General features: G+C 63.8%; 24 protein-coding genes and 1 pseudogene. 12 read left to right on the forward strand and 13 right to left on the reverse strand.

Going from position 1 to position 25,194, the window contains the following annotated elements:
* Positions 1–97: 97 nt before the first annotated feature.
* From J0L98_RS10560 to J0L98_RS10570, 3 genes are all read left to right on the forward strand, one after another.
* Positions 98–1,354, forward strand: a complete 1,257-nt coding sequence (locus tag J0L98_RS10560; RefSeq protein WP_296411765.1) for an ABC transporter substrate-binding protein — start codon at positions 98–100, stop codon at positions 1,352–1,354.
* 87 nt (positions 1,355–1,441) lie between these two features.
* Positions 1,442–2,368, forward strand: a complete 927-nt coding sequence (ntrB, locus tag J0L98_RS10565; protein ID WP_296411767.1) for a nitrate ABC transporter permease — start codon at positions 1,442–1,444, stop codon at positions 2,366–2,368.
* Between the two features lie 22 nt (positions 2,369–2,390).
* On the forward strand, positions 2,391–3,182 hold the full coding sequence (locus J0L98_RS10570; protein ID WP_296411768.1) for an ABC transporter ATP-binding protein: 792 nt from the start codon (positions 2,391–2,393) through the stop codon (positions 3,180–3,182).
* Between the two features lie 61 nt (positions 3,183–3,243).
* On the opposite strand, the gene J0L98_RS10575 is transcribed toward J0L98_RS10570, so the two are convergent.
* The 7 genes from J0L98_RS10575 to J0L98_RS10605 all read right to left on the reverse strand — a co-directional run bounded on the left by J0L98_RS10575 (position 3,244) and on the right by J0L98_RS10605 (position 11,816).
* On the reverse strand, positions 3,244–4,218 hold the full coding sequence (locus tag J0L98_RS10575; RefSeq protein WP_296411770.1) for an SGNH/GDSL hydrolase family protein: 975 nt from the start codon (positions 4,216–4,218) through the stop codon (positions 3,244–3,246).
* A 167-nt stretch (positions 4,219–4,385) separates the two neighbouring features.
* Positions 4,386–5,207, reverse strand: coding sequence for an IS3 family transposase (locus J0L98_RS10580; RefSeq protein ID WP_296411771.1), 822 nt, complete (start codon positions 5,205–5,207; stop codon positions 4,386–4,388).
* Positions 5,131–5,517 (reverse strand): transposase, encoded by a 387-nt coding sequence (locus J0L98_RS10585; protein ID WP_296411772.1) that lies wholly within the window; start codon positions 5,515–5,517, stop codon positions 5,131–5,133. Before J0L98_RS10585 ends, J0L98_RS10580 begins: the two co-directional genes overlap by 77 nt.
* Positions 5,518–5,577: 60 nt before the next feature.
* On the reverse strand, positions 5,578–5,943 hold the full coding sequence (locus tag J0L98_RS10590; RefSeq protein ID WP_296411773.1) for a transposase: 366 nt from the start codon (positions 5,941–5,943) through the stop codon (positions 5,578–5,580).
* Positions 5,944–6,038: 95 nt separating this feature from the next.
* Entirely contained in the window at positions 6,039–8,813 is a 2,775-nt protein-coding gene (locus J0L98_RS10595; RefSeq protein WP_296411774.1) for an HD domain-containing phosphohydrolase, read from the reverse strand.
* A 423-nt stretch (positions 8,814–9,236) separates the two neighbouring features.
* Complete coding sequence (locus tag J0L98_RS10600) at positions 9,237–10,874, reverse strand: alpha/beta fold hydrolase (protein ID WP_296411790.1); 1,638 nt, start codon at positions 10,872–10,874, stop codon at positions 9,237–9,239.
* 312 nt (positions 10,875–11,186) lie between these two features.
* Positions 11,187–11,816 (reverse strand): ParA family protein, encoded by a 630-nt coding sequence (locus J0L98_RS10605; protein ID WP_296411775.1) that lies wholly within the window; start codon positions 11,814–11,816, stop codon positions 11,187–11,189.
* 196 nt (positions 11,817–12,012) lie between these two features.
* Between J0L98_RS10605 and J0L98_RS10610 the strand changes: the two are divergent.
* Positions 12,013–12,833: pseudogene (locus J0L98_RS10610) on the forward strand (ISAs1 family transposase); the annotation flags it as partial.
* Between the two features lie 265 nt (positions 12,834–13,098).
* Positions 13,099–13,509: an HlyD family efflux transporter periplasmic adaptor subunit gene (locus J0L98_RS10615; RefSeq protein WP_296411776.1), complete on the forward strand. Its 411-nt coding sequence runs from the start codon at positions 13,099–13,101 to the stop codon at positions 13,507–13,509.
* 45 nt (positions 13,510–13,554) lie between these two features.
* Here J0L98_RS10615 and J0L98_RS10620 read toward each other — a convergent pair whose 3' ends face one another.
* Together J0L98_RS10620 and J0L98_RS10625 are read right to left on the reverse strand one after the other, a co-directional pair.
* Positions 13,555–14,376, reverse strand: a complete 822-nt coding sequence (locus tag J0L98_RS10620; protein ID WP_296411777.1) for an NADPH-dependent oxidoreductase — start codon at positions 14,374–14,376, stop codon at positions 13,555–13,557.
* Between the two features lie 91 nt (positions 14,377–14,467).
* Positions 14,468–15,034 carry a hypothetical protein gene (locus J0L98_RS10625; protein ID WP_296411778.1) on the reverse strand — a complete coding sequence of 189 codons (567 nt, stop codon included), beginning with the start codon at positions 15,032–15,034 and terminating at the stop codon, positions 14,468–14,470.
* A 214-nt stretch (positions 15,035–15,248) separates the two neighbouring features.
* Between J0L98_RS10625 and J0L98_RS10630 the strand changes: the two genes are divergently transcribed.
* Positions 15,249–15,584, forward strand: coding sequence for a hypothetical protein (locus J0L98_RS10630; protein WP_296411779.1), 336 nt, complete (start codon positions 15,249–15,251; stop codon positions 15,582–15,584).
* Positions 15,585–15,641: 57 nt separating this feature from the next.
* Here J0L98_RS10630 and J0L98_RS10635 read toward each other — a convergent pair whose 3' ends face one another.
* Complete coding sequence (locus tag J0L98_RS10635) at positions 15,642–16,424, reverse strand: PEP-CTERM/exosortase system-associated acyltransferase (protein ID WP_296411780.1); 783 nt, start codon at positions 16,422–16,424, stop codon at positions 15,642–15,644.
* Between the two features lie 263 nt (positions 16,425–16,687).
* Here J0L98_RS10635 and J0L98_RS10640 point away from each other — a divergent pair, with 263 nt between their 5' ends.
* Together J0L98_RS10640 and J0L98_RS10645 are read left to right on the forward strand one after the other, a co-directional pair.
* The gene (locus J0L98_RS10640; RefSeq protein ID WP_296411781.1) at positions 16,688–17,569 is read left to right on the forward strand and encodes a ThiF family adenylyltransferase; all 882 of its coding nucleotides are present in this window, start codon (positions 16,688–16,690) and stop codon (positions 17,567–17,569) included.
* Positions 17,570–17,576: 7 nt separating this feature from the next.
* Positions 17,577–18,542 (forward strand): cation diffusion facilitator family transporter, encoded by a 966-nt coding sequence (locus J0L98_RS10645; protein ID WP_296411782.1) that lies wholly within the window; start codon positions 17,577–17,579, stop codon positions 18,540–18,542.
* 9 nt (positions 18,543–18,551) lie between these two features.
* Here the strand turns inward: J0L98_RS10645 and J0L98_RS10650 are convergent, their stop codons facing one another.
* Complete coding sequence (locus tag J0L98_RS10650; protein ID WP_296411783.1) at positions 18,552–19,004, reverse strand: YaiI/YqxD family protein; 453 nt, start codon at positions 19,002–19,004, stop codon at positions 18,552–18,554.
* A gap of 294 nt (positions 19,005–19,298) precedes the next feature.
* On the opposite strand from J0L98_RS10650, the gene J0L98_RS10655 reads away from it, so the two are divergent.
* From J0L98_RS10655 to J0L98_RS10670, 4 genes are read left to right on the forward strand one after another with little or no spacing between them, the layout of a single operon-like run.
* The gene (locus tag J0L98_RS10655) at positions 19,299–20,171 is read left to right on the forward strand and encodes a fumarate reductase cytochrome b subunit (protein ID WP_296411784.1); all 873 of its coding nucleotides are present in this window, start codon (positions 19,299–19,301) and stop codon (positions 20,169–20,171) included.
* Positions 20,172–20,173: 2 nt separating this feature from the next.
* On the forward strand, positions 20,174–22,153 hold the full coding sequence (locus J0L98_RS10660; protein WP_296411785.1) for a fumarate reductase flavoprotein subunit: 1,980 nt from the start codon (positions 20,174–20,176) through the stop codon (positions 22,151–22,153).
* The gene (locus tag J0L98_RS10665) at positions 22,150–22,485 is read left to right on the forward strand and encodes a 2Fe-2S iron-sulfur cluster-binding protein (protein WP_296411786.1); all 336 of its coding nucleotides are present in this window, start codon (positions 22,150–22,152) and stop codon (positions 22,483–22,485) included. The genes J0L98_RS10660 and J0L98_RS10665 overlap by 4 nt, the downstream gene beginning before the upstream one ends.
* A complete protein-coding gene (locus J0L98_RS10670) occupies positions 22,482–23,222 on the forward strand; it encodes a fumarate reductase iron-sulfur subunit (RefSeq protein ID WP_296411787.1) in 741 nt (246 codons plus the stop codon). The genes J0L98_RS10665 and J0L98_RS10670 overlap by 4 nt, the downstream gene beginning before the upstream one ends.
* Positions 23,223–23,243: 21 nt before the next feature.
* Here the strand turns inward: J0L98_RS10670 and J0L98_RS10675 are convergent, their stop codons facing one another.
* The gene (locus tag J0L98_RS10675) at positions 23,244–23,840 is read right to left on the reverse strand and encodes a DUF3299 domain-containing protein (RefSeq protein ID WP_296411788.1); all 597 of its coding nucleotides are present in this window, start codon (positions 23,838–23,840) and stop codon (positions 23,244–23,246) included.
* An 11-nt stretch (positions 23,841–23,851) separates the two neighbouring features.
* Positions 23,852–25,177: an ABC transporter permease gene (locus tag J0L98_RS10680; RefSeq protein WP_365954612.1), complete on the reverse strand. Its 1,326-nt coding sequence runs from the start codon at positions 25,175–25,177 to the stop codon at positions 23,852–23,854.
* Between the last annotated feature and the right edge of the window lie 17 nt (positions 25,178–25,194).

The following is a 25,194-nucleotide window of genomic DNA, read 5'->3' on the forward strand; positions in this document are numbered from 1 at the left end:
AGGCGATCAGACTTGGACAAGGGCGTCCATCCCCCCGCGGAAGTAGCGGGGAGATGTGACGCCCCTTTTTTTTGTACTTACGGATCAGGGGCGAGCAATGAGCGAGCAATTCGACGACAAGATTCTTACCCGCCGGGGCTTCCTCAAGGCCGGCGCAACCCTTGGAGGTATGGCAGCAATGGGCACGATGCTCCCGGCAGGTGGTGCATGGGCGGCCGGCTCGGACAAGCCGGAGCTCGAAGAGGTGAAGATCGGCTTCATCCCGCTGACGGACTGCTCCTCGGTGGTGATGGCCTCGGTGATGGGCTTCGACAAGAAGTACGGCATCAAGATCACGCCCAGCAAGGAGGCCTCCTGGGCCGGTGTGCGCGACAAGCTGGCCAACGGCGAGCTCCACGCCGCCCACGTGCTGTACGGCCTGGTCTATGGCCTGCACCTGGGCATCGGCGGTCCCAAGAAGGACATGGCCGTGCTGATGACGCTCAACAACAACGGCCAGGCCATCACCCTCTCCAACGCGCTCAAGGACAAGGGGGCGGTGGATGGGGCGTCGCTGGCCAAGGTGGTGGCGAAGAAAGAGAAGGAATACACCTTCGCCCAGACCTTCCCCACCGGCACCCATGCCATGTGGCTGTACTACTGGCTGGCGGCCCACGACATCGACCCCTTCAAGGACGTCAAGAACATCGTCGTGCCCCCCCCGCAGATGGTCGCCAACATGCGCGTTGGCAACATGGACGGCTACTGTGTGGGCGAACCCTGGAACCAGCGCGCCATTGTGGACAAGATCGGCTTCACCGCCGTCACCACCCAGGACATCTGGACCGATCACCCCGAGAAGGTGCTGGGCTCCACGGCCGAATTTGCGGCCAAGTACCCCAACACTGCCCGGGCAATGATCTGCGCCATCCTCGAAGCCTCCAAGTGGATCGACGCCAGCGCCGCCAACCGCTCGAAGACCGCCGAGACCGTGGCCGCCAAGAGCTACGTCAATACCGATGTGGATGTGATCCGCAGCCGCATGATCGGCCAGTATGAAAACGGCCTGGGCAAGAGCTGGTCCGAGAAGAACTACATGAAGTTCTACAACGACGGCCTGGTGAACTACCCCTACCTGTCCGACGGAATGTGGTTCCTCACCCAGCACAAGCGTTGGGGTCTGCTCAAGCAGGACGTGGACTACCTCGCCGTGGCCAAGGCCATCAACAAGACCGAGCTGTACAAGCAGGCCGCCTCCATTGTCGGCGTGCCGGTGCCCAAGTCCGACTTCCGCACTTCCAAGCTCATCGATGGCGTGGTGTGGGATGGCAAGGACCCGAAGAAGTACGCCGCCAGCTTCAAGATCAAGGCCTGACCTGTAGGGGCGAGGCCACTCGCCCACCTTTGCCGAACCACTTTCGCGGGCGAATGACTTCGCCCCTACAGAATCCTGGAGATCAACATGAACACTGCGACCCTCACCCCCGGCCTCATGGCCGTTCGGCCGGACGCCGACGCCCCCCCAGTCAAGGAGACCGAAATGGCCGCCGCTCCCGCTCCCCAAACTCAGGCGCCCGCGCCCACCACCACCGAACCGTCCGTCTCCTTTGGCGAGCGTTTCGGCAACTTCATCCGCGCCGTGCTGCCGCCGCTGTTGGGCTTTTCCTTCGTGATCGGGGTGTGGGCGCTGGTGGCCATGAACTCTTCCGATTTCCCCAGCCCGGCCAAGACCCTGGACGCGGCGGTCGTGCTGTTCTCCGACCCCTTCTACTCGAACGGCCCCAATGACCAGGGCATCGGCTGGAACATCCTGTCGTCCCTCAAGCGCGTGGCCATCGGCTTCGGCGTGGCGGCCCTGGTGGGCATCCCCCTGGGTTTCATCATCGGGCGCTTTGCCTTCATGAACAGCATGCTCGAGCCCATCATCAGCATCCTGCGCCCGGTGTCGCCCCTGGCCTGGCTGCCCATCGGCCTGATGGTCTTCAAGGCCGCCGACCCGGCCTCCACCTGGACCATCTTCATCTGCTCCATCTGGCCCATGATCCTCAACACCGCCCAGGGCGTGCAGCGCGTGCCCCAGGATTACCTGAACGTGGCCCGGGTGCTCAACCTGTCCGAGTTCAAGATCATCACCAAGATCCTCTTCCCCGCCGTGCTGCCCTACATGCTCACCGGCATCCGCCTGTCCATCGGCACCGCCTGGCTGGTCATCGTGGCGGCCGAGATGCTCACCGGCGGTGTCGGCATCGGCTTCTGGGTGTGGGACGAATGGAACAACCTCAAGGTCGAGCACATCATCATCGCCATCTTCGTGATCGGCATCGTCGGCCTCGTGCTCGAACAATTCCTGCTGCTGATCGCCCGCCGCTTCAGCTACGGCAACACCTGATTCCGGACCGAGGAGCTACACCATGAACGCAATCGTCAAGGTCGAAAACGTGGGCATGGCCTTCGAGACCAAGAAAGGCCGCTTCGTTGCCCTGCAGGACGTCAATCTGCAGATCCGCACCGGTGAGGTGGTATCCCTGATCGGCCACTCGGGCTGCGGCAAGTCCACCCTGCTCAACCTCATCGCCGGCCTCACCCTGCCCACCTCGGGGGTGATGCTGTGCAACGGCCGCGAGATCGCCGGCCCCGGCCCGGAGCGGGCGGTGGTGTTCCAGAACCACTCGCTGCTGCCTTGGCTGACCTGCTTCGAGAACGTCTACCTGGCTGTGGAGCGCGTCTTCGGTACCAAGGAAGGCAAGCCCAAGCTGAAGGAGCGCACCGCCGAGGCCCTGGAGATGGTGCATATGAGCCACGCTGCCCAGAAGCTGCCCCACGAGATCTCCGGCGGCATGAAGCAGCGCATCGGCATCGCCCGGGCCTTCGCCATGGAACCCAAGATCCTGCTGATGGACGAGCCCTTCGGCGCCCTGGATGCCCTGACCCGCGCGTCCCTGCAGGATGAACTGATCGGCGTGATGGAGAAGACCGGCGCCACCGTGGTGATGGTGACCCACGACGTGGATGAGGCCGTGCTGCTCTCCGACCGGGTGGTGATGATGACCAACGGCCCGGCTGCGACCATCGGCGAGATCCTCGAGGTCAAGCTGGACAAGCCCCGTGACCGCCTGCAACTGGCCCACGACCCGCACTTCGCCGAGTGCCGTGGTGCGATCCTGGAGTTCCTGTATCAGAAGCAGATGAAGAAGGCGGCCTGAACACCGCTGCCGCCGTCCAGGCAATGCCCGCCGGAGGATGCTCCGGCGGGCATTGCCGCTTTCAGGCCCGCCTGCGTCCCAGGGCCAGGGCCGACAGACCCCACAGGGCCAACAACGCGCTGGCGGGTTCGGGCACCGTGCGGAGCATTGCGTTGGCAATGATCTCGTGGGCTGCGGCGGTGGGGTGCAGGCCGTCCCAGAAGAGCTGTGTGTCCACGTCGCAGGCACCGGCAATGCACGCGTCGTCCACATTGCTAAGGCCATAGTTGGCGGGATGGGCCGCCACGTCGGTGATCAGGCCATAGACATCGAACAGGCTCACCCCGTCAATGCCTGCCAGGCCGTTGAAGAGGGTGCCTCCGAGGGCAGCGGAGATGCCGCTCAGCAGCCCCGAGCCCGCCGCGCCCAGGCTGCGTCCGAAGGGCGTGAGCCCCAGGTTGGGGGCGTTCCACACCACGAATCTGCGTGCCCCTTCAGCCTGCAACTGACCCAGCATGGTGACGACGTCATTGAGGTAATCTGCCGCACCCGCCGCAATGGTGGCGGCGGGATCGGCCCCGGCCAGCACCTGCAGGGCAATGTCGCGCACATTGTTGCCACCGCCCGCGATCACGTAAAGAGCATCGGAAGGCGCCCCGCCGGGGCGGGCGATGAAGCCGTTCACTTGGTCACGCAGGGTCGGCACATCATCCACCCCACCCGTGTTGGCGCCCCCGTGGGCAAAACCGGTGCCTCCCGCCAGGGAGGGCAACAAGGGGCCGGTTCCCAACTGCTGGGCAAACACCTCCGCCCACACCGGGCCATTGCTGTAGCGCCCGGAGCTGTAGGTGTAGAGGGGGATGAAGTCATTGCTGCCGATGGCCGCGCCCGGCGTGACGCCCGGGCCGAGAACCAGGGGCAGGGCAATGGCGTTGTTGCCCACGTCCGAAAGGCTGTCGCCGAACACGTAGAGCTGCGAGTAGGCCGCCGAGGCGGCCGTGCTGGCCGCCAGGCCGAGCCCGAACACCGCGTGCCTGAGAAGGCGGGTGATTTTCATCGTTGTCTCCTGCTGGGGTGGGAGGGAGCATTCGCCTGGGGCGAATATGCAGACTAGCTGATTGGGAGACAAAAGCCGAGGGCGGCGTGTGGTCTTCGAATGTGAAGGCTGCCCACTCTGGCGGTGGCTTGTGGCTGTGTGTATTGACCCACCAAATCCTGCACAGGTCACGCCGCTAAAGCGAATGCCTCAGCCGGCGTCTTCATCTCCAGGGCCTGATGGGGCCGCTGGTGGTTGTAGAACTGGATCCAGTCGCCAATGACACGGCTGGCATGTTGCAGGGTCTCAAAGCGGTGGCGGTGGATGCACTGCTCCTTGAGGGTGCGGATCATCCGTTCCACCAAGCCATTCTGTTGCGGGGTGTAGGGCGTGATGAACTCCTGCTTCAGGCCATAGCTTTTGACCAGCGCCGTGTAACTGCGGCTGGTGAAGACCAGACCGTTGTCCGAGCGCAGCAGGAAGGGCTCCTTCACGCGTCCCAGCGTACCGAAGCGCGCAATCAGGGCCTGCTCCAGCGCACTTTCAGCGGTGCGGGATTTGCCGCTCCGAGAGACATGCCAACCCAGCAACTCCCGGCTGAAGCAGTCGATCACCAGCGCCAGCGTGGCCCAGCCGTCTCGCCCTGCCCAGACACGGCACAGATCCGTCGCCCAGCGTTCATTGGGCTGGGATGCCCGCGAGCGCCGAGCCTCGATCCGCGGCCGAAACCCGACCGGGCGCTTCCTGACCTGCCAGCCGCGCAGCTGGAACACCCGCTGCACCGTGTTCTTGTTGAACCCCAGCAGGTGGGCCACCGTCCGGTAGCCAAAGGACGGGTTGTCCTCGATCATCGCTTTGATCGGTTCAGCAAAGCGGGGCTGCACCTTCGGCGGGGCCTTCACCGACTGGTAGTAGAACGTCCGACGGGGCACTTCAAACCACCGGCACAGCTGACTGATCGAGACGACGATCCCTTCTTCCTTGAGTCCCTGGCGGATCGTCTCGATCACTTCTCGTCCTCGCCCAACAGGGACTGCATTTTTTTCTGGCACGCAGCTCCAGCATCGCTTCTCCGTAGGCTTCCTGGAGCTGCTTGATCTGTTTCTCGTACTGCTCCCGGATGTCCAGCGGGTTGGCACGCAACGCGTTCTCCATGCCCCGTCGGGCCTCGTCGATCCAGGTCTCGATCTCGGACGGGGGCAGATCATAAGAACGGCTGGCCTCCGCCACCGTCGTCTTCCCCTGCAGGATTTCCATCACCAACGCGCTCTTGCGCTTGGCTGTCCAACGCTTGATTTCGTCTTCCATGGCCATGCTCATGTGTCGTTCCTTTCAAGGTTAACACCTGAGCAGGATTTCACTGGGTCAATACACGGTGACTTAGCGCAACCCAAACCCCTGCTTGCGCAGGGCTTCCACCAGGCGGTCGCGGCCGCTGAGGGAGTCGGCGTTGCGGATGCGTTTGGCGGAGTGGTTGGACCAGGTGCCGCGCACCTTCATGCCCTGGCTGGTGTAGTGCCATTCTGGTCTGCCCCCTGTTTGCTTGATCTCATCGGACTGGCTATCCTGCTTGGCGCGCTGCGTGGGTGGAACCGCGCAACGTTTGATCCACGCGTACAGGCTGTAGCTGCTGACGCCAAGCGGGGCCTTCACTTCAGCGACTGGGTGGCCCTGCTCAGTTGCCTGACGGACTGCCTCGGTCTCGAATTCTTCAGCGAAGCGTTCCTGCGACGTCTTGGTTTCCATGAACACCTCCGATTTGCCTCCGTTGTGAGGCTACAGGGTGTCTAGGAAACCCGGGGCGATTCAGTGCTGCACTGCGCCAATCGTGCGGAGATCCCTTATCTATTTGTTTGGGTGACAGTTCTCGCTTGCCTTTCCCATTCGTCTCGCCACAGTTCCCGGCTAACCAGAAGTTCAAACAGATCGGAGTCAATGACTTTTCTGTCGCAGAAATCCTGCATTATCACCAATGCATCCTCAGGCGAATTAGGCTGACGGTAGGGACGATCACGCGCAGTAAGGGCCTCGAAGATGTCTGCGATTGCCATGATTCTCGCAGTGACGCTCATTTCAGAAGCATTCAGCCGTCTCGGATAGCCGCGTCCGTCCATGGTTTCGTGATGAGCTCCAGCCATTTCTGGCACATGTGCCAGATCACGCGGAAAGGGGAGACGGGACAGCATCACGATTGTCTGGACAATGTGCTCTTTGATCTTGAAGCGCTCCTCATCTGAGAGCGTCCCTCGCCGGATACTGAGGTTGTAGAGTTCACCGTAGTTATAAAGCTTGGTCGGGACATCCATTACAAAGCCCCAAGGGTTGTTCGGTTCAAACAGATCTTGATTTGGGCGCTCTACAATCTTGTCGGATGTATCGCTCAGTAAAGCCTCTCGTGCTGGGAGGGGGCGCTGCGGTTGGTTCGCAAACCGTGCGAGTTCCGGTGCCGATAGCCCCAGCCGATCATCTAGCGTTCGGGTCCAGCACCGTTCGGCAATTCGAGCTAGTCGTTCAAGGGCGCTCTCGGGCATGTTCTCGCAGCCTAAGTTGCACTCTGCAACGAAGGCGAAATCCTCGTTGAGAGCGTGCAACTCGGCGTCACGTGCCGCGCGCAGGGTAGGTTCGTCACCCCCACCAGCAACTTCGCGCCAATAGGAGATCTCGACGTCCCGTTTCAGAACCTCGAAGCGGGTTCGGATTTCGTGGATACGGTTATAGAGGGTTTCAAGTTTTGTGGCCTTGTCGATGACGAACTCGGGTGTCGTGAGCTTGCCACAGTCGTGCAGCCAACTGGCTATCTCCAATGCCTCCCAACCCGATGCATCGAGTTGGAAGGACTTAAGAGGCCCTGACTGCGTTTCATGTGCAGCGACGGCCAGTCGGCGAGCGACTTCCGTAACTCGGCGACAGTGGCCGCCGGTGTAAGGTGACTTTGCATCAATTGCGTCGGCAACCATGCGTATCACACCTCGCAGCAGATCTTTGCGACCTTTCAGCAACCGCTGATTTTCAAGTGCAACTGCGGCGGTCCCCGCCAGGGCCACAAGAAATCCTGCAACTTCACCGCGCGCAAGTCCGTCGTGATTACCGCGGTAGCTCCCCAGCAGGAGCGTGCCTAGATTTTCGCCCTCGGGGGTCATCAGGGGCACCCCGAGCACGTGTGTGGTGGGGCAATCGGATATGGGCTGTACCAGGCTCGCGGGACCTTCAGCAGTTGCCATCCGTCGGGCTAGCGACTCCCATTCCTCACTTTCGGCAGGAGGTGGCGCGTCATGGAGAGAGTCATCTGCGATAGACACCTTGCTCCACGTGGCGCCAGAAATCTCCTTTGCGCTGGCGGCAACTTCGTCCAAGACACTCTTTACGTTGCGCTTTGAACCCAGATCCCTGCCCATCTCCAGGAAGCGGGAGATTGCAGTACGCATCATCGCCATCGCACCGCCAAGCTGATCCACTTCAAGTATCACGGAGCGCGTCACGGGCTGAGGCTGGAATTGAAGGGATGACAGCGCACGTGCAAGATGTGCAAGCCGGTGAAGAGGCTTAGTGAGAAGGCGAGACAATGCCCATGCCAAGGGGAAGCTGACGAGAACGGCAAGCGCAGTAAAGATCGCGGAGGTCCTTCGTAGTCGATACGCATCTGCGAGGAGTTCCTCCTCTGGCGTTTCGACGATGAGGCGCCAGTCCTCATGTCCGAAGCCCTCGATGGCACTAGACGAAACGCGCCAGATCGTTCCGTCCGTGGCCTTGATCAGCCTGGCGGATCCTTCGGAACCGACGATTGCTCTGCTCGGGTCTTCAGTGGTTTCGGCGGAAGTTTGAATCTCCGCCCAAGATGGTTTCGGGATGACGGCCGGTACCAGCGTCCTGCCGTCTAAGGTGGTGAGGGTCAGCCGAGTCCCGGCAGTCATCGGAATGCGCTCAAGCATCCGCGAGAAATTGGAGAACCCGATGTTCACTCCGAATACTTCCGCTCCGTTGCGCCGGGCAAAGGTGACACCATTCTCATTCTCGAAGGGGATTGGCCGGGGCGGCATCACCACCAAGTCGTCACTGGCAGCGGCTTTTCTGTACCAGTCGGTCAACCGAGGTTCGAAATGTTCCGCCTGGGGCTGCACATCGACCAGCCGTAGCTGTCCGTCGAAGCGGGACAGCAGGGCACGTTCATCAGCCGCGGCATCGAGCGGCCTGCTGATATCCAGTACATGCCAAGCAGCACTTGAGCCGGCTGGCGCTCGACTAACAAGAAAAAAATCACCATTGCCGTAGCCGATCATCACTGACACAAGAAGTGGGTCAGCTACCAGAAGTCCGGTGAGTTCGGGCAGGAACCGTAGCCGCTCAGCGAACGTTTGTGCGTCGGCGAGAGGCGACGACGCCAGCAGGATGAAGCTTCGCCGCACGGTATTGTTCGCGCTATGAACCGTTTCACTCGCACGGTCTGCAAGTGCCCGAAACAGTGCCGTGTTGGCCGATTCGAGAAGCTGACGCATCTCGTGGAAGTGAAAGGCTGTGATGACGGAGCCTACGCCCAGAATCAGCACGGAGAACAACACCGCCACAGGAACGTGCAGGGGTAACCGCCATTTATTCAAGTGCCTGAGCGAGTGAGCCACGGTCTGATCACTTCCGTTGACAATGAATGAGCGGCGCGATGAAGCTGGGCTCGGGAGGGGCTGCCTCCATGGAAGTCTCCTGAAATCAACTTTGCGACCGATTCATTGCATTGAGATGACGGTTCCACGCAAGGGGTCGGACAGCTCATCTTGACGTTGATCCTCAACGCGAAGGGCTCGTAGTCAATGAGGCCTGCTGTGAGTCCGGCTGCATGGCAACCTGCAATTCAGGGTCATGCGCTCTCCGTGCCGGCGAGTACATCGTCGTCGATACGGTTAAGCGTGCTTCGTACGCCGCCACCTTCGGCGGAGCCATCAACGTCTCCGATACTTGAGCCGTGAGCTACGCCTGAGCCGTCGGCTTAGTGGGAAAAGCCTGCTGGCGAACGCCAGGCCTTTCCCACCCGGGTGGCGGACCCGACGCTAGGCTTCCCGCACGAAGGTGCCCGGCGCGTCGGCTAACCGTGGGTAGGCTTTGGTGACCACCGGCCGGGCTTCCATGAGTTCGCCGGCACGGGGCTTAAGCCATGCCATCCAGTCCTCCCACCAGCTGCCTGCCTTCGTCGGACTGCGATCCTTCCAGGCGCCCGGGGTGTCTGCGCGGTGCGCCTCACCGGCAAGAAAGGTTCGCTTGGGTGGCTTCACCGGCGGATTGACGATGCCTAGGATGTGCCCGGAGCTCGAGAGGACGTAGCGCTTCTCACCCGCCACGTGGTTCATCACGTGGAAGGTCTGCTCCCACGGGGCGATGTGGTCGTCCTCGGCCGCGACCGCGTACAAAGGCTGCGTGATACGGGTCAGGTCGATGGATTCGCCGGCTAGAGTCAGGGCCCCCCGTTCGACGAGCCGATTGTGCAGATAGAGTTCAGTGAGGTACCAGCTATGCATGGCACGGGGCATGCGGGTGCTGTCCATGTTCCAAAACAGCACGTCGAAGGGCGCTGGACTCTCGCCATACAGCCAGCCGTGAACCACGTAGTGCCAGATCAGGCTGTTGGAGCGCAGCAGCCTGAACGCGGCGGCCATCTCGCGCCCGTCGAGATAGCCTCGGGTACCCATCTGGTCGCACAGATGTTTGACGCTCCCCTCGTCGATGAAGACCTCGATGTCCCCCGGCTTGCGAAAATCGACGAGGGTAGTGAAGAGGGTCCAGTCGGCCACCGGCATTGCATCCGCGCCATAATGGCTGTTGGCCCAGGCCATGTAGATGGAGAGGGCCGTGCCGCCGATGCAGTAGCCGACAGCGTGCACACGTTGCGCACCCGACATCTCCCGGGCAACTCTCACGATGGTGTCGACACCGTCGAGGAGATAATCGTCAAACCGGGTTTCGGCCATCTCCGGGCCGGGATTCCTCCAACTGGTGATGAAGACGTCCAGCCCCTGATCCAGCAGGTAGCGGACCATGCTCTTCTTCGGGTTGAGATCCAGAATGTAGAACTTGTTGATCCATGGGGTGACGATCACCACCGGTTCGGCGTGGATGCGCGGCTGGGTCGGCGTGTAGTGGATGACTTCCAGCAGATTGTTGCGGAATACCACCGCTCCGGAGGTCGTCGCCAGATTCACGCCGACTTCGAAATTCGCTTGGGCGGTCATCTGTACATCGCCGGCCTGTACGTCAGCGATGAAGTTCTGCCAGCCACTCATCACACTCTGACCGTGGGTCTCGAAGGCTTTGCGGAGTGCAACCGGATTAGTCCATAGGAAGTTGGTGGGCGCCACGGCGTTCAGCCACTTGCGCCACCAGAAGGCGGCTCTCCTGCGCTCCCGAGCTGACAACGCAGGTGTGTCGTAGAGCATGTCCTGGGCACGGTGTGTAAAAGTCAGATACCAATCCTTGACAAGATCCCAGGTAGGAGACTCTGCCCATACGGGATCATTGAAACGGTTGTCGTCCGGGTTGGGCTGGACGGGCTCTTCGTGCTGAAGGCCGAGCATTCGGTGCAGCGAGTGCCAGTGGAGCTGAAAGAGGTCCGACTGCAGTACCACTAGCCGCTCTACCAACTCCTGAGGATGGAGCATCCACGCCACTTGGGCGTGCAGGATAGGTGCGGCCATCCCGATGGGGTCGAGCGTCGTGCCAATATCCTTGCTGAGGTCGCGGATGCTGCGGTAAGCACGGGCCACATCGGGCCCATGACGCTGAACGCGTCGCCGGTTATGATCTGGCGCATGACTCGCGCCGGTTACATTCCTCATCTTCGTTCTCCCCTGACACGGTTACGGGGCGCCTGGCACGTGATCGGTAAAATGCTACGGATCCGCGCAGGCTTCCGGCACTGACGCTACGCCGAGCGAATGAACAAGATGTTTCCGATGGATGACAGGGCAGGGCCTTGAGGACGTGCTGCGCGGTTGGTTTGATCTGGCTCAACAGCGCCGGCTCACCAACCAGTCTAGGAGCGGGCGCCATTGGTTCGCGACTGCCTCGGTGAGCGTTCCTTTGTCGAAGATGGTCGTGCTCGACTCGACAGCGTTTAGGTAACTTTGAGACTGCGAGATGCACGTAATCACGGGCAAGTCGAACTGGCTGAGAAATTCAAGCAGTTGCTGATAGGCATGAGTTCGTGGATCGACTCGCATGCCCACGACTCCAATATCTACGCGCTCCTTGCGTACAGCTTTCGTGTTTGCCAGTTCCTCAAAAAAGTCCATAGTCGCCAGCATGTCGAAGCGAGAGGATGAGACCGGCACTACAATCTTCTCGACCTCATTCAGTACCGATTTAAGGCTTTTGCCGTGGAGCCCGGCGGGGCTGTCCAAGATTGCCACATCGCAGTTCTTGGGTAGCGCCTTGAAATCATCGTCTCGAGTCTCCCAGTGACGAATGACACTGATGTTAGAAGGGCGGGACTCCAGCCAGTGTCGGCTAGATTGCTGTCTGTCCATGTCCCCGAGATAGACGATCTGATCGTTTCGAGCGAACCAGCTTGCCAAATGAACCGCCAGGGTTGACTTGCCACAGCCCCCCTTGGGATTTGCCACCAGAATTCTTCGCATCACATTCGCCGAAAACTTGGCAATCGTATAAAGTGTTTATATAGTTTATACCAATTCAGTTCAGGAGAGCGTGATGCAGGGCAATCGCATCGACACCGCATAACCCCAGCGAAACTCTCGTTCACAATCATGCGATTACGAGCCCCCTGTTCACAGCGCCGTATTTTTTGTGGTTTCCTGGTTTTTTGGGTCTCCCATGAAGACAGGTACGGTCATGCCGCTGAAGCAGGTGTTTGTCTTGATTTCCGATCCGCGCAGTAATCGGTACACGCAGCATGCTTGGTGGAACTCTTGACCGTCATGGTGTGCGTGGAGCTCAGCGGCGCAGACGACGTTGTCGCCGTTCATCTGTGGGCCAAGGCGAAACTCGACTGGCTGCGCGGCTTCGTGAAGCATGGAGGTGGCATCCCCTCCCACGACACGCTTGGGCGTGTGTTCGGAATGATTGCCCCGAAGAGTTTGAAGCCGCCTTCCGACGCTGGGTGGGCATGGTGATTCCAGCGCTCGCCGGCGACAACGTGGTGGCTATCGACGGCAAAAAAAGCCGCCGTACGGCCAACAAGAGGAAAGCTGACGCCCGTCGTCCACTGCACATGGTCAGTGCCTTTGCGGCAGGAGTCGGGGTGGTGCAGAGACAAACGGCCACGGCAGAAAGGTCCAACGAAATCAGTGCGATCCCGGCGCAGCTCAAGACAATGGCCCTCGAAGGCACAACGGTCACCATCGATGCGATGGGCACCCGGACGAAGGTTGCCCAGACGATCCGTGGGGGTAAGGCCGACGATGTGCTGAGCGTGAAGGACGACCATCCGGGTCTGCTCGATTCGATCATGTTTGCCGGGCTCGATCCAAAAAAGCAAACTAACCGCCACGTCGACCGATGAAGTCACCCTTGCCGTGAACAACCACGGCCGCATCGAGACTCGCCGCTGCTGGGCATACGACGCGGTGGATCGATTCTGCAAGAACGAACGGTGGCAGGATCTTGGCAGCTTTGCCGTCATCGCGACGGTCAAGGCCGGAACAAAAAAAGCGACTACTCGCCTCAGCATCAGATTCGTTCCGCACTGAGGTGCTTGGGATTGTGACGTAGCAGCGCGATTGCCCCGTTCCTGGGGGGCAGTTTTTTGCCGCGGCTATAGCGTTGGCTTTTGCTGTTTTTGCAATAGCTGGAATAAGAAAAAGCGCGTCATAGACTGAGCTGCAACACCCCGATTTGGTAGGGTGTGCGCATGGGAAATCACTTCAGTCCGTTGTTGGGGCAGACACGCGGAGCCGACTCATGCGTCTCACTGCCCCCGTGGATGGCACGGTTCAGCGGCTTGCCATTCACACCCGAGGCGGTGTCGTTACCCCGGCCCAGGCCTTGACGCTGATCGTCCCGAAGGATGATCCGGTGGAGGTCGAGGCTTTCATCGAGGACAAGGACACCGGGTTCGTGAAGCTGGAGCAGGAGGCCGAAATCAAGATCGAGACCTTCCAGTTCACCCGGCACGGCACGATCCACGGAGGGGTCATCTCCGTGTCGCACGATGCCATTGAAGACGAGAAGCGAGGGTTGATCTACTCCGCCCGCGTCAGGATGGAGCGCTCCTCCATGCGTGTGGATGGCACGGATGTGCGTCTTTCACCGGGGATGGTAGTGACGGTTGAAGTCAAGACGGGAAATGCAGAGTCATTGAGTATTTCTTGAGTCCGCTGATTCGGGCCACGTCGGAGAGCATGAGGGAGCGGTGACTTACCGCAACCCAAACCCCAGCTTGCGCAGGGCTTCCACCAGGCGGTCGCGGCCGCTGAGGGAGTCGGCGTCGCGGATGCGTTTGGCCGAGTGGTTGGACCAGGTACCGCGCACCTTCATGCCCTGGCTGGTGTAGAAGGCGCTCATGGCGGTGTCGTACTCGGCGAGGCCGGCTTGCTGGGCAGGGAGGGAGTAGGTCTCCTGGTGCAGGACGACGGACTGGGCCGGGCGCGGTTTGACGGCCGCGGGCTGCTGGGGGTCGGGTGTGCCGACGCACAGACCGAAGACCGCGACGACCCGCGGCGGCAGTTGCAGCTCGGCGGCCACGTCTTCCGGGCGGTTGCGCATGGCGCCAATGTATACCGTGCCCAGGCCAAGGGATTCGGCGGCGGTGACGGCGTTCTGGGCGGCGAGGGCGGCATCAATCACGCCGACTTCGAACATCTCCAGGTAGTCGAGGGCTGCGGCGCTCTCCCCCGCGCGGGTGGCCACGTCGTGCAGGCGGGCCAGGTCGGCCAGCCACACCAGCAGCAGGGGAGCCTGGCGGATGTGCTCCTGGTCGCCGGCCAGTTCGGCCAGGCGGGCCTTGCGGGCCGGGTCGCGCACGGCGACCACGCTCCAGGCGTGCAGGTTGGATGAACTGGCGGCGGATTGGGCGGCGGCCACGATGGCCGTCAGGGTGTCGTCACTGACCGGGTCGGGGAGGTAGGCGCGGACGGAGCGGTGGGCGAGCAGGTGATCGATGACCGGCGATCCGGCCGTCGGGGTCGGCGCAGCGGCCGAGCCGTAGCGGGCCTGGTAGAGGGGGGCGCGGGCGTTCATGGGCTTCCTTGCGGGGTCGGTGGGACGGCGCCGGGGGGCGCCGTCCGGAAGCCTGCATTCTAGCGCCAGGGCGGGCGCCCGTGCCCGCTGCTCAGCTACGCGTGCGGCGGCTGCGCGGTGCTTTGGCCGCTTCGGCGCCGGGTTCGGCGGCGATGGCTTCGGACACCTGGCGGATCTGTTCTTCTACCATGTCGGTGCCCCGGGCGGCGGCATCGGTCAGTTCTTTGAAGCCGGCCTCGGCTTCCCGGATGGCCTGCTTCACATGGTCGATGGCGGCCTCGCCGGTGGCGTCGGCGCTGAGGGCGGCGCGGTCCATCTGGCGCAGCAGGATGGTATCGAGGGTGGCGACCTGGTCGCGGGCGGTGGCGAGCAGACCTTGCTGGGCGTCACCGATGATCTCGAAGGCTTCGCGCATCCACTCGGCGCTGTCGCCTCGCCATGCCGACAGTTGTTGGAGGGGAGGCAGTTCGAAACGCAGGGGCTCCTGGGCGATCAGGTCCTCAAGCTGACCACGCCCCTCTTCCAGGGTATGACGGCCCGCGCGCAGGCCCAGGTCGGCGAAGCGCCCGGAAGCATCGACCCAGATCTGGGAGGCGGCCAGCAGATTGTCGAGCGTGGCCAGGCGGGTTTGCCGGATGTCGTCGGGAGAGAGATACATGATGACTCCTAGGGATGAGGTGAGCGCATGTGAGCAGATTGACTGCGCGGTCCGATTTCGCCACGAGGTCTTCACGCGCTCCGTGGGGACGAATGCGGTGTTCCAGCGTAGTGGCTCACGGTTGCGCCGCCATGACAAGCCCGTGATGCGTGCGGGGAACCCTCGTCGCGTGGCGTTGCCCTAGGGTAGGCGGATGGGTTTGGAGGAGACGGTGATGAGCAACTGGTTCAGGAGATTGCCCGGCAGTCGGCGGGAGGCGCCGGGTCTGGAGTGGCGATTGCTGCGGCGCCTGCCCGCGCTGGCCTTGGTGGGAAGCCTCTTGCCGGCGATCTATGCCCTGGGCGTGCGCGTGTTCGACGGAGGGCTGCCGGAGGCGGAGGTGCTGAAAGCCGTGCAGTCGGCGGACATCCTCGCGATTGCAACGGTGATCCTGCACTGGACGGTCGTGTTCACGTTGGCGATCGGCTGCGCCATTGTCGTGGTGATGAAGGGCCACGCCTATGTGGCCGATGCCTATCCCTTGGTGGAAAAGGACGATCCGACAGACTGATGGCGCCTTATCGGGCCACCGGTGCCGGGAGGCCTGTCTCGCCCCCGCGCCCCTCGTTCACGAATCCTGTGGGGTGTCGCGGAAGCTCGGCCGGCCGGGTGCGGCGTAGCCCGCGTCCACCTGGGCTTCGATGACACGCCAGATCGGTTTAACGAAAAAGCGCAGCCCCTTGATGATGCCGTCCACGTCCATCATGGAGGGAATGCGGATTCCCCTATGTTCCACGGGGCCGCCGATCTGGGTGATCTTGACCCCCAGTTTCGAGAAGTGCTCGGCGAGGCGCGGTTCGGTGAGCACGAACAGGGTCTCGATGCCTTCGCGTTTGGCCATGGCGACGATGGCCAGATAGAGGCCGATGGGAATGTAGGGAAAGCGCGGCTGGTTCTGGGTGCCGAAGTCTTCGTCGCTGAGGGCCACCGCGGCCTTGGTTTCGCCCTTCCGGCGCCGATACTGGGCGCGTACCGCAAGGCGCGACACCTCGGCAATGGCACCCCGTGGCTGGCGGGCCGGGTCGATGATCGAACGGTTGAGGGTGGCGGCGCAGGTGCGCTCGAAGGGCAGCGGGTAGTCCGGGTCTTCAGGGCGGGCCAGCACCAGGCGGTTGCAGCCCACCAGCACCTGCGGTTCGCTCGCGGTGCGCATCAGGCAGTGCAGGCTGTGGCGGTCGTAATCGTCGGTTTCCCGGCGATCAGGGCGGACCGGCTCGAAGCCGAGTTCTTCGCAATAGACTTCGTGGCGGATGCCGAAGACGGCGTTGCGGCTGCCTTCGTCGAATGCCGCCGAAATCTCGAAGTATTTCTTGAAGCCTTCGCCCAGACTGAAGCGGTCAAGCAATGACATGGTGGGCTAGTCCCCTCTGATCAAACGTTTCGGCATTGCACATCAACGACCCGAAAGAGCGAAACCTTGAAGGCGGGGTGGTGCAAGTCGATGAAGCCGGGTGTGGCCCGGTGGTCGGCGCCAACCGTCCAAGGTTACCACTCCCATGAAGATGGGATGAGGCCTTCGTCCTCCGGACCGGCCTGTGGGCACGCCGCCGCGCGCCGGCGGGCTTGTCGAACTGTCGTATCATAGGTGTTCTATGGCTGACGGAAGTTCATCCCATGTCTGAAGGTCTCTTTCGCTACGACGAGGCTTTTGCCCGAAATATCGGCTGGGTCACCGAAGCCGAGCAGGCATCCTTGCGGGGCAAGCGGGTGGCCATTGCCGGGGTCGGAGGGGTCGGCGGCGTGCACCTCCTCAGCCTGGCCCGGCTGGGCGTCGGCGCTTTCCATGTGGCCGAGATGGATACCTTCGATCTGGTCAATTTCAACCGCCAGGCCGGGGCCATGATGTCCACCCTCGGACGTCCGAAAGTCGACGTGATGATTGAAATGGCCCGGGACATCAATCCTGAACTCGATATCCAGGTCTTCGGCGAAGGGGTCAATGCCGGCAATCTGGATGCCTTCCTCGACGGGGTGGATCTCTACGTGGATGGCCTCGATTTCTTTGCCTTCCAGGCCCGCCGGGACACCTTCAACGCCTGCCATGCCAAAGGTGTGCCGGCGGTGACGGCCGCCCCCCTGGGCATGGGAACGGCGGTGCTCAGTTTTCTGCCGGGGAAGATGTCCTTTGAAGAGTATTTCCGGCTGGACGGCTGCGACGAGGACGAGATGGCCGTGCGTTTCCTGCTGGGTCTGTCGCCCGCCATGCTGCAGAGGGGTTATCTGGCCGATCCGTCGCGGGTGGACTTTGCCGCCAGGCGCGGCCCCAGCACCATTGCAGCCTGCCAGCTCTGTGCGGGTGTGACCACCGCCGAGGCCATCAAGATTCTCCTCGGCCGGGGTGAGGTGTTGTGTGCCCCGTGGGGTTTCCAGTTTGACGCCTATCGCAACCGTTATGTGAAAACCTGGCGGCCGTGGGGCAACCGCAATCCGCTGCAGCAGATCGGACTGTTCGTGGCCCGGCGCCAGTTGCGCGCAATGAAGGCAGCCAAGCGTTGAGCGCCCGGTGAGCCACGATCACGGCAGCGCCTGTTCCCATGGTCACGCGCATGGCCATGCCCACTCCCATCACGGGCATGTTCACCCCACGCCGGGGCCGGACGACTGGAACCGGGCCTTTGCCATCGGGGTTCTGCTCAACCTGGGCTTCGTCGTGGTGGAGGCCGTGTTCGGCTGGCAGGCCGGATCGCTGGCCTTGCTGGCCGACGCCGGTCACAACCTCTCCGATGTCGCGGGCCTGATTCTGGCCTGGGGTGCGGCCCTGGCCGGGCGCTTGGCACCCACCCCGCAGCGCACCTATGGCTGGCGGCGGGCTTCGATCCTCGCCGCCCTGGCCAATGCGGTGCTCCTGCTGGTGGCCATGGGGGCACTGGCGGTCGAGGCCTTCCAGCGTCTGCAGGCGCCCGAGCCGGTGTCAGGCTGGACGGTGATCGTGGTGGCCGCCGTTGGCGTGCTGATCAACGGCCTTACCGCAGCCCTTTTCATGGCGGGGAGCAAGGATGACCTCAACGTCCGCGGCGCTTTTCTGCACATGGCCGGTGATGCCCTGGTGTCCCTCGGCGTGGTGGCTGCCGGGGTGCTCTACCTGCAGTTCGGTTGGGGATGGCTCGACCCGGTCATCAGTCTGGTCATTGCCGTGGTGATCGTGCTGGGCACCTGGAGCCTGCTGCGCCAGTCCCTGCATCTGGCCTTCGATGGGGTGCCCGAGGGTATTGATTTGCTGGAGGTGCACGCCTTCTTGCGCAGCCAGCCGGGTGTGACGGGGGTCCACGACCTTCACGTATGGGCCCTCGGCACATCCGAGGTGGCACTCACCGCTCACCTCGTCATGCCCGGGGGGCACCCGGGTGATGCTTTCTTTCTCGAGATGGGTGAGATCCTGGTGCGGCGCTTCCGTATCCATCATCCCACCATCCAGATCGAGCTCGACGGTATCGACGACGGCTGCCCGGCGCCCCACATACCCTCCTGAGCCTGGGTCTCAGGCCCGTGTGTGGCGGGCCAGGAAGCGGTCCAGTGTGGCGCCGAAGGCCTGCCGGTCAGCGTGGCTGAAGGCCGCCGGGCCGCCCGTCTGGACGCCGCTGCTGCGCAGCTCCTCCAGGAAGTTCCGCATCGAGAGGCGTTCGGCGATGTTGGCCGCCGTGTACATCTCACCCCGCGGATTGAGGGCATGGGCACCCCGTTCAAGGACGGCGGCAGCGAGGGGGATATCCGCGGTCACCACCAGGTCGCCGCTGGCCACCTGTTCGACGATGTGGGCATCGGCCAAGTCGAAGCCCGCCGGCACCTGGACGGCGCGGATGAAGCGGGAGGGCGGGGTGCGCAACAACCGGTTGGCTACCAGGACGGTGTTGATCTGCAGGCGCTCCGCCGCCCGGAAGAGGATTTCCTTGATGACGCCAGGGCAGGCGTCCGCATCGATCCAGATATGCATGTGGCGGAAAAAGGCTGAAGGATCCGCAGTTTAGCGCTGTAGGCGTTCATTGCTGAGGGCCTGCGTGCCCCATTTTACTGCCCATACCGCAAACAGCGACTATGTTGCAGTGCAGCAAGCTGTGCTACATTGAAGCCACAACAGAGCGTAGCAAACTAGAAGAACAAGTCGAGGAGACAAGGGTTCCGGTGTGTCCGGCCCTGGCCGGGTGCCATCCGTGGCGTCCGTCGGGGGCGGCTGCCGGCCAGATTTACCGCCTCCCGGTTGGGAGGTGGTCAAAGAGGTCTCCTCATCATGGACAGTTCCTTCGATTCCTCCGGCATCGCCCGTCCCCTGGCCCCCATGCGCCCCGTCGCCGAGGCCGACCGCCCCGCCGTCGCCCGTGACGCACAGGGGCGCACGCCCACACGCAAGAGCCGCTGGCCAGCCCGGCTGGATCTGCTGCAGAGCGCGTCCGGGCTGTTCCTGGCCGTGTTTCTCATCGGCCACATGTTCTTCGTGTCGTCCATCCTGATCAGCCACGAGGCCTTTTACACCGTGGCGCGCTTCTTCGAGGGTGCGTATTTCCTGGCGGAACCCCGCCCCTGGCTGGTGTCGGTGGTGGTTGGCGTGGTGCTGACGGTCTTCATCGCCCATGCCTGGCTGGCCCTGCGCAAGTTTCCGGCCAACTTTCGGCAGTACAAGGCGTTTTCCGAGCACAAGGCCATGCTGCGCCATGGCGACACTGGCCTGTGGTGGATACAGTTATGGACCGGCTTTGCGCTGTTCTTTTTGGGTACGGTGCACCTCTACGGCATGCTGACCCAGCCGGAACTGATCGGCCCCTACGAGTCCGCCGACCGCATCTGGACCGGCAGTATGTGGCCGCTCTACCTCCTCCTGCTGTTTGCGGTGGAGACCCATGGCGGTATCGGTCTGTACCGTCTGGCCCTCAAGTGGGGCTGGCTGGAGGGGCGCGACCCGCGTGCGTCGCGGCGTCGCCTGCGCATTGCCAAGACCCTGTTCAGCGTGTTCTTTCTGGGGTTGGGCCTGGTCAGCCTGCTGGCCTACGTGCAACTGGGCATTGCCCATGCCGACAAGGCCGGCGAGCGCTACGTGCCGCCCCGGGCGGCCGTGGTGAAGCTCGGTGAGCTGGAATTCGCCCTGTCCCGGCGTCCGGGGGGCTGAACATGCGCATCATCTACACCGATGTCCTCGTGGTCGGCGGTGGCCTGGCCGGCCTGCGTGCCGCCGTGGGCGCGCGTCGCCGCGGCCACGACGTGATCATCCTCAGCCTGGTGCCGCCCAAGCGTTCCCACTCGGCCGCTGCCCAGGGGGGCATGCAGGCCAGCCTGGGAAACACCGTCAAGGGTGAGGGCGACAACGAGGACGTGCATTTCGAAGACACCGTGCGCGGCTCCGACTGGGGCTGCGATCAGGACGTGGCGCGTCTGTTCGTGCATACGGCGCCCCAGGCCGTGCGCGAGCTGGCCGCCTGGGGCGTGCCCTGGAACCGGATCAAGGCCGGCGACCGGGAAGTGATCATGGACGGCAAGCGCGTGACCCTCACCGAGGGGCAGGCGGCCCACGGCCTGATCGCAGCCCGGGACTTCGGCGGCACCAAGAAATGGCGCACCTGCTACGTCTCCGATGGCACCGGCCACGCCATGCTGTACGCGGTCAGCGACCAGGCCGTGGCGGAGCGCATCCCGGTGCACGAGCGCATGGAGGCCCTGGCTCTGATCCACGAAGGCGGGCGCTGCCACGGCGCCATCGTGCGCAACCTGGTGACCGGCGAGCTGACAGCCTACGTGGCCAAGGCCACCTGCATCGCCACCGGCGGTTTCGGGCGCATCTACCGGGTCACTTCGAACGCGGTGATCAACGAGGGCATCGGCGCCGCCATCGCCCTGGAGACCGGCGTGGCCTGCCTGGGCAACATGGAGGCGGTGCAGTTTCACCCCACCACCATCTTCCCGGCCGGCATCCTCGTCACCGAAGGTTGCCGAGGCGACGGCGGGTTGCTGAAGGACGCGGCCGGACACCGCTTCATGCCTGACTACGAGCCGGAGAAGAAGGAGCTGGCCTCCCGCGATGTGGTCTCACGCCGCATGGAGGAGCACATCCGCGCCGGCCATGGGGTAAAGAGCCGCTTCGGCGAGCATCTATGGCTGGACATCACCCTGCTCGGTGCGGCCCATATCGACGGCAAGCTGCGGGAGGTGAAGGAGATCTGCCAACACTTCCTGGGCATCGATCCCGCCCGCGACCTGATTCCGGTACGCCCCGCCCAGCACTACTCCATGGGCGGCATCCGCACCGACGCCCGCGGCCATGCCCGGGGCCTGAAGGGTCTGTTTGCCTGCGGTGAAGCCGCCTGCTGGGATCTCCACGGCTTTAACCGCCTGGGCGGCAACTCGGTGGCCGAGACGGTGGTGGCCGGCATGATCGTCGGCGAGAACATGGCCGACTTCGTGGAATCCGCCGCAGGCGAGCTGCAGGTGAGCACCGCCCTCGTGCGGGAATGCCTCGAAAGCGAGCAGGCGAAGCTCGACACTTTGCTGCATGGCAACGGAACGGAGAGTGGCGCCGAGCTGATGCGCCGCATGCAGGACATCATGACCGACAAGGTGGGCATCTTCCGCACCGGCGAACTGCTCCAGTCCGCCGTGGAAGAGTTGCAGGGCCTGTTGGTTCGCAGCCGCCGCATCGGCCTGCGCACCCGCCGGCCGGGGGCCAACCCCGAGCTGGTCACCGCCTACCGGGTGCAGAAGATGATCAAGCTGGCCCTCTGTGTGGCCTACGGTGCCCTGCAGCGCACCGAGAGCCGTGGCGCCCATTTCCGCGAGGACTATCCCCGCCGCGACGATGCCGATTGGCTCAAGCGCACCCTTGCTACCTGGCAGGACGACTTCCAGACCCTGCCGACCCTCGACTACGAGCCCCTGGACGTGGCCACTATGGAGCTGCCCCCCGGCTGGCGCGGCTACGGTGCCCGGAACGCCATCGAGCACCCGGCCACCGTCGGGCGGGCCGCCGAAATCGAGGCCATCCGCGCCGCCTTCGGTCATGCCGACCGCTTCACCGTACAGCAGGCCCTGATGCCCTTCGATCATCTGATTCCCTCCCGCTTTCGCGGGCGCAATGCACGACTTGGAGAGACGTCATGAATGCACCGACCGATCCCACCCTCCGCGTTCTGAAAGTACGCCTTCCCGATGGCGCTGGCGGCGTGTGCGAGCACGAAGTCCTCGAGACCCAGGACATGAGCGTGCTGACCGTCCTCAAGCAACTGCGGGACGTGCTGCCCGCCGCCCTGCGCGATGCGCCCCTGTGCCATGCCGGTGCCTGCAACACCTGCGGTATCGTGGTGGATGGGCAGCCCGGAGTGGCCTGTGCCCAATTCACCCGCACGCTCGGGCCTGTCATCGATATCGCCCCGGGCGAGCATGCCCGCGGCTGGGCTGCCCTGCGCGACGACACCCGCAAGGTGCACGGATGATGAAGAAGGACACGACAAAGGGGCCTCGCGCCCTGACCCTGCGCATCCTGCGCAGCAGCCCGACCGAGGGCATTGCCCCCCACTGGCAGGATTTCCATGTCGAAGAGGCCGAGGGCATGACCCTGTTCATCGCCCTCAATGAAGTCCGCGAAACCCTGGACCCGGCCCTGCAGTTCGACTTCGTGTGCCGCGCCGGTATCTGCGGTAGCTGCGGCATGCTCATCAATGGCAAGCCCGGCCTGGCCTGTCGCAGCCTCACCCGTGATCTTGGGCCGGTCATCACCCTGGCGCCGCTGCCGGTCTTCGAGCTGATCGGTGACCTGTCGGTGAACACCGGCAAATGGATGCGCGGCACCGCCGAACGCCTCGAAACCTGGATCCACAGCAGCCAGGAGGCCGACCTGACGGCCGTCGAAACACCCATGGAGCCCGAGCTGGCCGAGGCCATCTACGAGCTCGACCGCTGCATCGAGTGCGGCTGCTGCGTGGCGGGCTGCGGCACCCTGCGCATGCGCGAGGAGTTCGTCGGCGCCATCGGCCTCAACAAGATCGCCCGCTTCCGCCTCGACCCCCGCGACGAGCGCAGTGACGACGACTTCTACCAGCTCATCGGCGACGACACCGGCGTGTTCGGCTGCATGAGCCTGCTGGCCTGCCATGATGTGTGCCCCAAGGGCCTGCCCCTGCAGACTCAGATCGCCTTTTTGCGCCGCAAAATGGTGGCCAGCGGCGTCTGACCCGCAGCGCGCCCGGCAGGATCAGGGCTTGCCGGTGCCGGTATAGGGCAGGGTCGTGTCGCCGGCCAGCCGGTAGCCGGCGATGCCCATGCCTGTTTCGGCGCGGTGGATGCTTAGGGTGCCACTCACCCATACCGGATCCATGGTGTTCAGCCCGGCCACCGGCCTGTGGGCGATCACGTGGATCATCTGGTTGGCGGGCGGTGGCGGAACGTGGATGCAGGCGCCGAAGTAGGGAACCAGCAGGAACTCGCGGGTCAGCTTGCCCTGACGTTCCAGGGGGATCACGAAGCCCGGCAGCCGGACCCGCTGCCCCTGCAGCGCAGTGCTGACGGGGGCCTCGTCCCAGGCCCGCTTGATCTTCTCCAGCGCCTCGGTGGCCCGCGGGTCATTGTCCTTGAGGCGGGAAAAATCGATGCCCTTGAAGGCGGCCATGGGGTTCCAGTCCTTGGGCAGGAGATCGTCCCAGGTAATGTCCCGGTAGCTGGCCTCACGCTGGGCCCCGCTGCCGGCCAGACGCTCTCCGATCCGGAAGTCTCCGTTACCCCGGGGCGTCTGGGCATGGGCGCCGGCTAGCGAAACGGCCAGCAGGCAGGCAGCAAGGCGGATGTGGCGCATGAGGGGCATCACTACAGTCGGGGCAGCAGGCCATCGGCCAGGGCCATCCGGCTGGCCCGCCAGGCCGGGACCAGGCTCGCCGCGATGCCGGTGGCCAGCACGGTGCCGAGGATCCGGAGTGCTTCCATCGACAGGGCCGCGCCGGACAGATCCAGCCCGAGGCGGGCCCTCAGCCAGGGGGCCAGCAGGTGGCCAGCGGCTTCCACCACCATCACGCCCAGCGCGGAACCCGCTGCGGTCACCATGGCACCCTCGAGCACCAGCAGCCCGATGATATGGCGCCGGCCCGCGCCTACCGAGCGCAGGATGGCGAGTTCGCGCCTCCGTTCGCCCAGGCTGGCGACGATCACCGCCACCAGCCCGGCCAGCCCCACCGCCATGACCAGCCAGCCCAGGCCATTCAGGGTGCGCTCGACGCTGCCCATGAGCTGCCACAGTTCGTCCATGGCCAGGCCCGGCAGGATGGCCATCAGGGGCTCGCCGCCAAAGGCGTTGATCTGGCGCTGCATGCGGAACACGTCGGTGCGTTGATGCAGGCCGATCAGCACGGCGTTGAGGTGCTTCGGGGTGAGGTCGAACTTGCCCGCGGCCTCGGCCGGAATGCTCAGGCCCGGCATGGGCATCCCGCCCTGCCAGTCCAGGTGGATCGCTTCCAGCGCCTGCAGGCTCACGACGAGGGTCCGGTCCACGGGGGTGCCGGTGGGGGCCAGGACGCCGACGATCCGGAAAGGCTTGTCGGCGTGCTCGGGATGGGTGGCGTCTTCGTCGTGGTGATGGGCGTCCAGGTGGCTGGCCCCATGCTGCAGGGTGATCTGCTGGCCCGTCCGGTAGCCGAGGCGTGCTGCCACCTCGGCGCCGATCACGGCTTCGAAGAGGCCGGCGAAGGGCTTGCCGTCGGCAAAGGGCAGGCCTTGCTGCTGTCCGTCTCCGAGGTGGTGGAAGAACTCGGGTGTGCTGCCCAGCACCGGGAAGCCCCGATGGGAGTCACCCAGGGCGAGGGGCAGGCTCCAGGCGATCTGCGGGTCGGCCGCCAGGGTCTGATAGCTCTTCCAGTCCAGGGTATGGCTGGCGTCTCCCAGGTGGAAAACGGCGTGCAGGAGCAACTGGACCGGGCTGCCGCGGGGGCCCACCACCAGGTCCACCCCGGCCACCGACTGGGCAAAGTGCGTCTGGGCGGCTTCACGGGCCCGGGTCACCGAGAGCAGCAGGGCGACGGCCAGGGCGATCTGTCGGCCACGAATGGGTGACGCTGGCCAACCTGTTCTGCCTGCTGATGGGCTTTGCCCTGCTGTCGCGGCATTTCGAGAAGAGCCATGTGCCGGTCGTGCTGCCGAAATACCTGCCGGACGACTGG

The organism is Zoogloea sp. (assembly GCF_017302315.1).
GTDB lineage: Bacteria > Pseudomonadota > Gammaproteobacteria > Burkholderiales > Rhodocyclaceae > Zoogloea.